The sequence below is a fragment of the Ramlibacter sp. genome, assembly GCF_035706265.1.
Classification (GTDB): Bacteria; Pseudomonadota; Gammaproteobacteria; order Burkholderiales; family Burkholderiaceae_C; genus Ramlibacter.
Map to the genome: position 1 here is coordinate 1 of NZ_DASSVG010000230.1, position 8,411 is coordinate 8,411.

Annotated in this window: 11 protein-coding genes; 5 read left to right on the forward strand and 6 right to left on the reverse strand. The window is 68.0% G+C overall.

The window, feature by feature from the left end; genetic code table 11:
* The 3 genes from VFM98_RS08720 to VFM98_RS08730 all read right to left on the reverse strand — a co-directional run.
* A partial coding sequence (locus VFM98_RS08720) for a TRAP transporter large permease subunit (protein ID WP_325109523.1) occupies positions 1-717 on the reverse strand: 717 nt, incomplete at its 3' end.
* Complete coding sequence (locus VFM98_RS08725; protein WP_325109524.1) at positions 714-1,331, reverse strand: TRAP transporter small permease subunit; 618 nt, start codon at positions 1,329-1,331, stop codon at positions 714-716. The genes VFM98_RS08720 and VFM98_RS08725, both read right to left, overlap by 4 nt.
* A 74-nt stretch (positions 1,332-1,405) precedes the next feature.
* On the reverse strand, positions 1,406-2,527 hold the full coding sequence (locus VFM98_RS08730) for a TRAP transporter substrate-binding protein (RefSeq protein ID WP_325109525.1): 1,122 nt from the start codon (positions 2,525-2,527) through the stop codon (positions 1,406-1,408).
* Positions 2,528-2,693: 166 nt separating this feature from the next.
* Between VFM98_RS08730 and VFM98_RS08735 the strand changes: the two genes are divergently transcribed.
* The 5 genes from VFM98_RS08735 (at position 2,694) to VFM98_RS08755 (ending at position 6,619) form a co-directional block, all read left to right on the forward strand.
* Complete coding sequence (locus VFM98_RS08735) at positions 2,694-3,482, forward strand: fumarylacetoacetate hydrolase family protein (protein ID WP_325109526.1); 789 nt, start codon at positions 2,694-2,696, stop codon at positions 3,480-3,482.
* Positions 3,483-3,516: 34 nt separating this feature from the next.
* Positions 3,517-3,957, forward strand: a complete 441-nt coding sequence (locus VFM98_RS08740; RefSeq protein ID WP_325109527.1) for a rhodanese-like domain-containing protein — start codon at positions 3,517-3,519, stop codon at positions 3,955-3,957.
* Between the two features lie 33 nt (positions 3,958-3,990).
* Positions 3,991-5,217: a bifunctional glutamate N-acetyltransferase/amino-acid acetyltransferase ArgJ gene (gene argJ, locus VFM98_RS08745; protein WP_325109528.1), complete on the forward strand. Its 1,227-nt coding sequence runs from the start codon at positions 3,991-3,993 to the stop codon at positions 5,215-5,217.
* Positions 5,218-5,279: 62 nt separating this feature from the next.
* The gene (locus VFM98_RS08750) at positions 5,280-6,155 is read left to right on the forward strand and encodes an ATP-binding protein (RefSeq protein ID WP_325109529.1); all 876 of its coding nucleotides are present in this window, start codon (positions 5,280-5,282) and stop codon (positions 6,153-6,155) included.
* Complete coding sequence (locus VFM98_RS08755; RefSeq protein WP_414709001.1) at positions 6,152-6,619, forward strand: NUDIX domain-containing protein; 468 nt, start codon at positions 6,152-6,154, stop codon at positions 6,617-6,619. The genes VFM98_RS08750 and VFM98_RS08755 overlap by 4 nt, the downstream gene beginning before the upstream one ends.
* A gap of 114 nt (positions 6,620-6,733) precedes the next feature.
* Here the strand turns inward: VFM98_RS08755 and VFM98_RS08760 are convergent, their stop codons facing one another.
* From VFM98_RS08760 to coaE, 3 genes are read right to left on the reverse strand one after another with little or no spacing between them, the layout of a single operon-like run.
* Positions 6,734-6,943 carry a DNA gyrase inhibitor YacG gene (locus tag VFM98_RS08760; RefSeq protein ID WP_325109530.1) on the reverse strand — a complete coding sequence of 70 codons (210 nt, stop codon included), beginning with the start codon at positions 6,941-6,943 and terminating at the stop codon, positions 6,734-6,736.
* 7 nt (positions 6,944-6,950) lie between these two features.
* The gene (gene zapD / locus VFM98_RS08765) at positions 6,951-7,703 is read right to left on the reverse strand and encodes a cell division protein ZapD (RefSeq protein WP_325109531.1); all 753 of its coding nucleotides are present in this window, start codon (positions 7,701-7,703) and stop codon (positions 6,951-6,953) included.
* A 34-nt stretch (positions 7,704-7,737) separates the two neighbouring features.
* Positions 7,738-8,280, reverse strand: coding sequence for a dephospho-CoA kinase (coaE, locus tag VFM98_RS08770; protein WP_325109533.1), 543 nt, complete (start codon positions 8,278-8,280; stop codon positions 7,738-7,740).
* Positions 8,281-8,411 lie beyond the last annotated feature (131 nt).

The window sequence follows — 8,411 nt, forward strand, 5'->3', positions numbered from 1 at the left end:
AGGCGCGATCGACGGCTTGAGCTTCGCCATGATGATCACGTAGATGACGTACAGCCCCGCGAGCATGATCCCCGGGAAGAAGGCCCCGGCATACAGCTGCACCACCGAGACGCCGGCCGTGGCGCCGGAGACGATCAACAGAACCGAGGGCGGGATCAGGATACCGAGGCAACCGCCCGCGGTGATCGAGCCGGCCGTCAGGCGCACGCTGTAGCCGGCCTTGAGCATGGCGGGCATCGCCAGCAGGCCCATCAGCGTCACGACGGCGCCGACGATGCCGGTGGCCGTCGCGAAGATCGCGCAGGTCACCAGCGTGGCCACCGCCAGCGCCCCCGGCAGGCGTGCCAGCGCCAGGTGGATGCTCTTGAACAGGCGCTCGATCAGGTTCGCCCGTTCGACGATGTAGCCCATGAACACGAACAAGGGGATGGCGATCAGCACGTCGTTGCCCATCGTCTTGAACGTCGCCTGGACCATCAGGTCCAGCGTGTGGGTCGTGTTGCGGTTGTAGGCGAGCCACGTGAAGATCATCCCCATGCCCATCAGCGTGAAGGCGGTGGGGAAGCCCAGCATGATCGCCACGACCACCAGGGACAGCATCAGCAGGCCGATGTGGCCGCGCTCGATGTGCTCCACGCTGACCAGCATGTAGAGGGCGGCGGCGACGATCACCGCCATCAGCGAGAAGCCGAACCAGAGTTCCTTGCGGATTTTCACAGCGGTCCCCCTCCACGTTCGGCGGGCGGCGCGGCCAGCTCCGCATGCGGATCGGCATGCACCATCGCCTTGAGCTTCTCGACGTCCACTTCCTCGACGTCCTGCTCGCGCGAGGGCCAGTAGCCCTGGCGGATGCAGATCACGCAGCGCGCGATCTCCACCAGGCCCTGCAGCAGCAGGAAGCCACCCGCGACGGGAATGAAGAACTTGAACGGATAGATCGGGATCGGGTCCGCGTTGAAGGTGGTCTCGCGGATGGCGAGCGACTCACCGAAGTACACCCAGCCGGCGTACGTCATCGCGAACACGCCGGGAAGGAAGAAGATGATGTACAGGGTCAGGTCCAGGCTGGCCTGGGTGCGCGGGCGGAAGAAGCCATACAGCACGTCGCCCCGCACGTGCCCGTTCTTGGACAGCGTGTAGGCGCCGGCCATCATGAACAGGATGCCGTACAGCATGATCTGCACGTCCAGCGCCCAGCCGTGCGGCCTGTCCAGCGCGTAGCGCGAGAAAACCTCCCACGAGATCAATCCCGTCAGGAGCACGATCGCCCAGGCGAACAGCTGCCCGATCCACGTGGACAACCGGTCGACGGCAAGTAATAGTTTCTGCATATTTTTCCTTCGTCCCAGCTCCGTCCCGGCCAAAAAAAGGGCGGCTGTCGCCGCCCTCCTGTCGGCCCGCCCGATCAGGTCTTCTTGCCCCCGGGCTGGCGGAAGTAGCGGTTCCAGGCCATCTTGTAGTCGACCACGTAGTCGTTCTGCCACTGGCCTGCGCGCTCCGCGAAGGCGCGCTGCGATGCCATCACCTTCTGGAAGAACGGGTTCTCCTTGGACTTGTTGGCGGTGACCTTGTCCCAGGCCTCGAGCTGCGCGCGCAGGATGGAATCGGGCGTCTTGTAGAAGGCGATCTTGTCCTTCGTCTTCAGCTCGATGTAGTCCTTGGAGTTGCGGTCGATCGCCTTCCACGACATGTCGGCGCTGGCCGCCTGCACGGCGTAGTCGATGATCGACTTCAGTTCCGCCGGCAGGGCGTTGTACTTGGTCTTGTTGAACAGGATCTCGAACTGCTCGCCCGACTGGTGGAAGCTTTGCAGCATGCAGTTCTTGGCCACGTCCGGGAAGCCCAGCAGGCGGTCGGACGTCGCGTTGTTGAATTCGGCCGCGTCGATCAGGCCGCGGTCCAGCGCGGGCACGATCTCGCCGCCGGGCAGCGGGTTCACCGAGGCGCCGAGCTCCTTGTACACGTCGACCGCCAGGCCCACGGTGCGGAACTTCAGGCCCTTGAACTGGGCGACGTTGGAGACCGGCTTCTTGAACCAGCCCAGCGGCTGGCAGGGCTGCGGGCCGTACAGGTAGGACACCACGTCCATGTTGATGGACTTGTAGATCTCTTCCAGCAGCGCCTTGCCGCCGCCGTAGTAGTGCCAGGAGAGGACCATGTTCGGGTCCATGCCGAAGGCCGGGCCCGAGCCCCACAGGGCCAGGGCGGAGTTCTTGCCGTAGTGGTACGCCACCACGCCATGGCCGCCATCGAGCGTGCCCTTGTTGACGGCTTCGAGCAGCTGGAAGGCCGGGACGACGGAGCCCGAAGGCAGCACCTCGATCTTCAGGCGGTTGCCCGCCATGTCGTTCACCTTCTTCGCGAAGTCGATCGCGTACTCGTGGAAGATGTCCTTCGACGGCCAGGTGCTCTGGAAGCGGAACGACGTGGTCTGCGCCATCGACACCATCGGCGCGGACATCGCGCCGGCAGCGACGGCGGCACCCTTCAGCAGACTGCGACGGCGCGGGGTCTTCATCTCGCTCATGCTTGTCTCCTTGACGTTGGTTTACGCGACGGGCTATCTTTGATTCGGCCGTTACAAGTGCCGATAGGGTTTTCACCGAGCGGCTAGCGTCTTCTGGCGGATTTTGCTGACGGATTGCTGTCGACTCGTGGACCCACCCCCCCCACGCGAGCAAGGAGACGACACCATGAAGATGAAAAGAAGGCGCTTCTTCCAGGGCTCCGCGGCGTTCGCCGCAGCCGGCCTCTCAGGGTGCGCCACTACGGGTTCGCCCGGGGCGGCACGAACGCCCTTCGTGGTGAGCGGCAGCACCATCCCGGTCGCCGGCGCGGACATGGCGTTCCCCGTGCGGCGCATCTACTGCATCGGCCGCAACTACCGCGCCCACTCCATCGAGATGGGGTCGGACCCGAACCGCGAGCCGCCGTTCTTCTTCCAGAAGCCCACCGACGCGATCCAGTTCGTCGCTCCCGGGACAGTCGGCGCCCACCCGTATCCGAGCCTGACGAAGAACTACCACTACGAGGTGGAACTCGTGGCCGCCATCGGCCGCGGCGGGCGCGACATCCCGGTGGCCAGCGCGCTCGACCACGTGTGGGGCTACACCCTGGGGCTGGACATGACGCGGCGCGACCTGCAGCGCGCGATGGGCGACCAGAAGAAGCCGTGGGAGATCGGCAAGAGCTTCGACCACTCCGCCGTGCTCGGGCCGCTGCATCCCGCAGGGCAGATCGGGCACTTCCGCGACGGCGCGATCTGGCTGAAGGTGAACGGCCAGACCAAGCAGAACGCCAACCTGAACCAGATGATCTGGTCGGTGGCCGAGCAGATCAGCCATCTCTCGCAGGCCAACGAGCTGTTCCCCGGCGACATCATCTATTCGGGCACGCCCGAGAACGTCGGCCCGGTCGTGCGGGGCGACCTGATCGAGATCCACATCGACAAGCTGCCCAACCTGCAGGTGCGCATCGTCTGAATCCGCGCGGCGGCGCGCTGGCAGAATCGAGGCCATGAGCGCCGCCGTCCCTTCTCCGAACGATCCCGAGCAGCCCCGGCCCGCCGAGGGCTACGCCGGCGATGTCACGCCCGAGCTCGCGTGCCGCTGGTGGCAGGCCGGCGAGGCGGTGCTGGTGGACATCCGCACCGACGCCGAGCGCGACTGGGTGGGCTTCATCCCCGGCGCCGTCAACATCGAGTGGAAGCACTGGCCGGGCATGCAGGTGCGCGACGATTTCGACGAGCAACTGCGCGCGCGCATTCCGGCCGGCAGCAGGATCGTGATGCTGTGCCGCAGCGGCGTGCGCTCGGTGGCCTCATCGCGGCGCGCCACCGAACTCGGCTACCAGGCCTACAACATCCTCGAAGGCTTCCAGGGCGACCCCGACGAGCAGGGGCATCGCGACACGCGCGGCGGCTGGCGCCTGCGCGGCCTGCCCTGGCGGCAGGGCTGAGGCGGCATCTTCACTTCTTCACAAGGGCAATCCATGGCAGTCAACCTGAGCGCCCCGGGCGCGGCGACGCTGCACCCCGTGGCGGGCGTGCGCATCGGCGTGGCCGAGGCCGGCATCCGCAAGGCGAATCGCAAGGACCTCACCGTCCTCCTGCTGGACGAGGGCAGTGCCGTCGGCGGCGTGTTCACGCAGAACCGCTTCTGCGCCGCGCCCGTGCAGGTGTGCCGCGAGCACCTGCAGCAAGGCGGCATCCGCGCGATCGTGATCAACACCGGCAATGCGAACGCCGGCACCGGTGAAGAGGGGCTGGCCCGCGCGCGCGCCACCTGCGCCGCCGCGGCGAAGCTGCTGCAGCTCGCGCCCGCGCAGGTGCTGCCGTTCTCCACCGGCGTGATCATGGAGCAGCTGCCGGTCGAGCGCATCGAGGCCGGCCTGCCGGCGGCGATCGCCGATGCGCAGCCGGGTCACTGGCTGCGTGCGGCCGAAGGCATCATGACCACCGACACGGTGCCCAAGGCCTTCAGCCGGCAGGTGCGGATCGAGGGCGCCACCGTCACCGTCACGGGCGTCGGCAAGGGCGCCGGCATGATCCGGCCCAACATGGCCACCATGCTGGGCTTCCTGGCCACCGACGCGAAGATCGACCAAGGCCTGCTGCCGCAGCTGGCTTTCGAGCTGGCCGAGGGCTCGTTCAACCGCGTCACGGTGGACGGCGACACCTCCACCAACGATTCCTTCGTGGTGATCGCCACCCAGAAGGCGCAGCATGCGCCGATCGCTGCGCTCGACACGCCGGCCGGCCAGGCGCTGAAGCAGGCCATGCTGGAAGTGGCGCGCCTGCTGGCGCAGGCCATCGTGCGCGACGGCGAGGGCGCCACGAAGTTCATCACCGTGCGGGTGGAAGGCGGCAAGGACGCCGCCGAGTGCCGGCAGGTGGCCTATGCGATCGCGCACTCGCCACTGGTGAAGACGGCCTTCTTCGCCAGCGACCCCAACCTGGGGCGCATCCTCGCGGCGGTGGGCTACGCCGGCATCGCCGACCTGGACCAGACGAAGATCGAGCTGCACCTCGACGACGTGCACGTGGCCACCCAGGGCGGCCGCCATCCCGCCTACCGCGAGGAGGACGGCCAGCGCGTCATGAAGCAGCAGGAGATCACCGTGCGGGTGGGCCTGGGCCGCGGCAACGCCGCCGACCAGGTGTGGACCTGCGACCTCAGTCACGATTACGTGAGCATCAACGCCGATTACCGTTCCTGAAATGCCCTCACCCCGGCCCTCCCCCAGAGGGGGAGGGTGAGAAATGTTCTGAAGAAGGTTTCATGAGCCAAGAGAAGTTCGACGTCCTCATCGACCGCGCCATGCAGTTGCTCGGTCGCATCGAGGCGATCCTGCCGCAGCCGCTGTCCGCACCCGACTGGGACGCCGCCATCGCGTGGCGTTACCGCAAGCGGGCCAGCGGCCACGGCGTGCTGGAGGCGGTGCGCCACGTGGCGGCCATCTCGCTCGACGACCTGAAGGAGATCGAGCCGCAGAAGGAGAAGATCCAGCGCAACACGCTGCAGTTCGTGCAGGGCCATCCCGCCAACAACGTGCTGCTGACGGGCGCGCGCGGCACCGGCAAGTCCTCCCTGATCAAGGCCTGCCTCAACGCCTATGCGGCGCAGGGCCTGCGGCTGATCGAGGTGGACAAGGCGGACCTGACCGACCTGCCCGACATCGTCGACGTGTGCGCCGGCCGGCCGGAGAAGTTCATGGTGTTCTGCGACGACCTGAGCTTCGAGGAGGGCGAGCCGGGCTACAAGGCGTTGAAGTCGATCCTCGACGGCTCGGTGGCCGCGGCCACGCCCAACGTGCTGATCTACGCCACCAGCAACCGGCGCCACCTGCTGCCCGAGTACATGAAGGAGAACCTCACGTACACCCACACGGAAGACGGCGAGGTGCATCCGGGCGAGGTGGTGGAGGAGAAGATCTCGCTGTCCGAGCGCTTCGGCCTCTGGGTGAGCTTCTATCCCTTCAGCCAGGAGGAATACCTGCACATCACGGCGACCTGGCTGCAGCACTTCGGCGTGCCGGAGGCCGACATCGCCGCGGCCCGCCCGCAGGCGCTGGTGTGGGCGCTGGAGCGCGGCTCGCGCAGCGGCCGCGTGGCCTACCAGTTCGCGCGCGACTACGCGGGGCGGCACCACGGGTGAACGCGCCGCTGGTCGCCGACGCGCACCGTCCGCGCGAGGGCGGGCCGGACCGCAAGGAGGTCGAGGTCGCGGTGGGCGTGTTGATCCGCCCCGACGGCGCCTTCCTGCTCACGTCGCGCCCGCCCGGCAAGGTCTATGAAGGCTACTGGGAGTTCCCCGGCGGCAAGGTGGAAGCGGGCGAGACGGTGGAGCAGGCCTTGCGGCGCGAACTGCAGGAGGAGATCGGCGTCGCCATCGGCGCCGTGCATCCCTGGCGCGTGGAGCGCGTGGACTATCCGCACGCGCTGGTGCGGCTGAACTTCTGCAAGGTCTACGAGTGGACGGGCGAACTGCACATGCACGAAGGCCAGCAGTGCGCGTGGCAGCAGCTGCCGGTGACCGTGCAGCCGGTGCTGCCGGGCACGGTGCCGGTGCTGCAGTGGTTCGCCGAAGAACGCGGCTTCAAGGGGGCCACGCACTCGTAGGCTGGTGGTGACGGCGCGCAACGCGCGCCCGGAACCCCAGCTTCGCTGCGCTCGCTGATCGCTGGGGTTCCTTCGTCACCACCAGCCTACCAGCGCCCGCCGACCAGATCGGTCCTACTTCTCCTTCGGATCCCCGAACGGCAAATCGTCCGGCGGGGTTTCGTCGGGCACGCGGAAGCTCTCGCTGGCCCAGGCACCCAGGTCGAGGTTGCGGCAGCGCTCGCTGCAGAACGGCCGGTACGGATTCTCCGGACCGTAGACGCTTTCGCCGCCGCATTGCGGACAGCGCACGATGCGCGGCTTCGCGGGCTTCGTCGTCGCCATCGCGGCCTCAGGCGCAGAGCGTCAGCTCGAACGCGGTGTTGTCCGTGCTCGGGAACAGGCGGTCGTTGTCCTGCCGCATCAGCCGCACCGAGACGATCAGGCGGTTGCCGCTGATCTCGGGCACCAGCCCCAGCGCCGGGTCGATGCGCAGCCGCAGCAGCTGGAAGGTGCGGCCCTGCGGCAGCGTCTGCTGCAGCTGCCCGCCCGTGGCCATCACCTTCTGCGGCGTGCCCGAATCGCGCAGCAGCTTCAGCAGCACGTGGATCGTTTCCGCCAGCGGCGCGAGCGTCGAGGCCCAGCGCTCGAGGTCGCCGCGGCGCTGCTCCGCGGGATGGTGCTGCCACGCGTAGTAGGACGGAAGGTCGAACTCGCAGGTGCCGCCGGGGATGCTGGCCCGGCTGCGGATGCTCATCAACCACTCGTTCTCGGTGAGCGGCTGGCCCGCCTTGCCCGGCGTGTTGTTGACGGTGTTGAAGCAGGATTCGAGCTGGCCCACCACCTGGTCCAGCACCGCCTCCGAAACACCCGGGTTGCCGCGGTAGGCGTTGAGCACGGACTTCTGCCGCTCCAGGTCCTTCATCACGTCGGATTTCAGGTCGGCGCGCGCGGCCACGTCCATCACCTCGAAGATGGTGGTGAGCGCGTAGTGGTGGTCCAGCGGATGACTGCGGGGGATCAGCTCGCCCAGGCGACGGAACAGGTGTTCCAGCCGCAGGTAAGTCCGGATGCGTTCGTTGAAGGGATATTCGTAGAGGATCACGCGACGGAGGGACAACGAGGGCGGACAAGCGGCATCATAGCCCGAAGGACCGTGCCGCCTGTTCCACTTCGTTGCGCAGAGCTTCCAGCGTGAGCCCTTCGTTGCAGATCACGAGGTCCGCCGCGGCGAGCCGCAGCGCGCGCGGCGCCTGCGCCGCGATGATGGCGCGCACCTGCTCCGGCGCCAGCGCGCTGCGCGCGACCACGCGTGCGACCTGCGTCTCCGGCTCGCAGTCCACCACCAGCACACGCTCCACCTGGGCGCGCCAGCGGCCCGATTCCACCAGCAGCGGGATGTCGAACACGATGCAGCGCGCGCCGGCGGCTTCCGCCGCCTGCACCTGGCGCGCGATCTCCTGGCCCACCAGCGGATGGATGATCTGCTCCAGTTCGCGCCGCGCCTCCGGGTGCGCATAGGCGCGCTCGCGCATGCGCTCGCGGTCCAGCGCGCCTTCGGAAGTGATGAATTCGGGGCCGAAGCGCTCGGCGATCAGGGGGATGGCCGCGCCGCCCGGTGCGGTGGTCGCGCGCGAGATGGCGTCGGCGTCGATCGCCGCGGCGCCCAGCGCCTGCAGCATCGCCAGCACGGTGCTCTTGCCGCTGCCGATGCCGCCGGTGAGGCCGATGCGCCGGGCCACGGTGCGCTGGCCCTCAGCGGACGCCGAAGGGGAAGGCGAAGGGCAGCAGGGCCGGCACGGCCGCCGGGCTC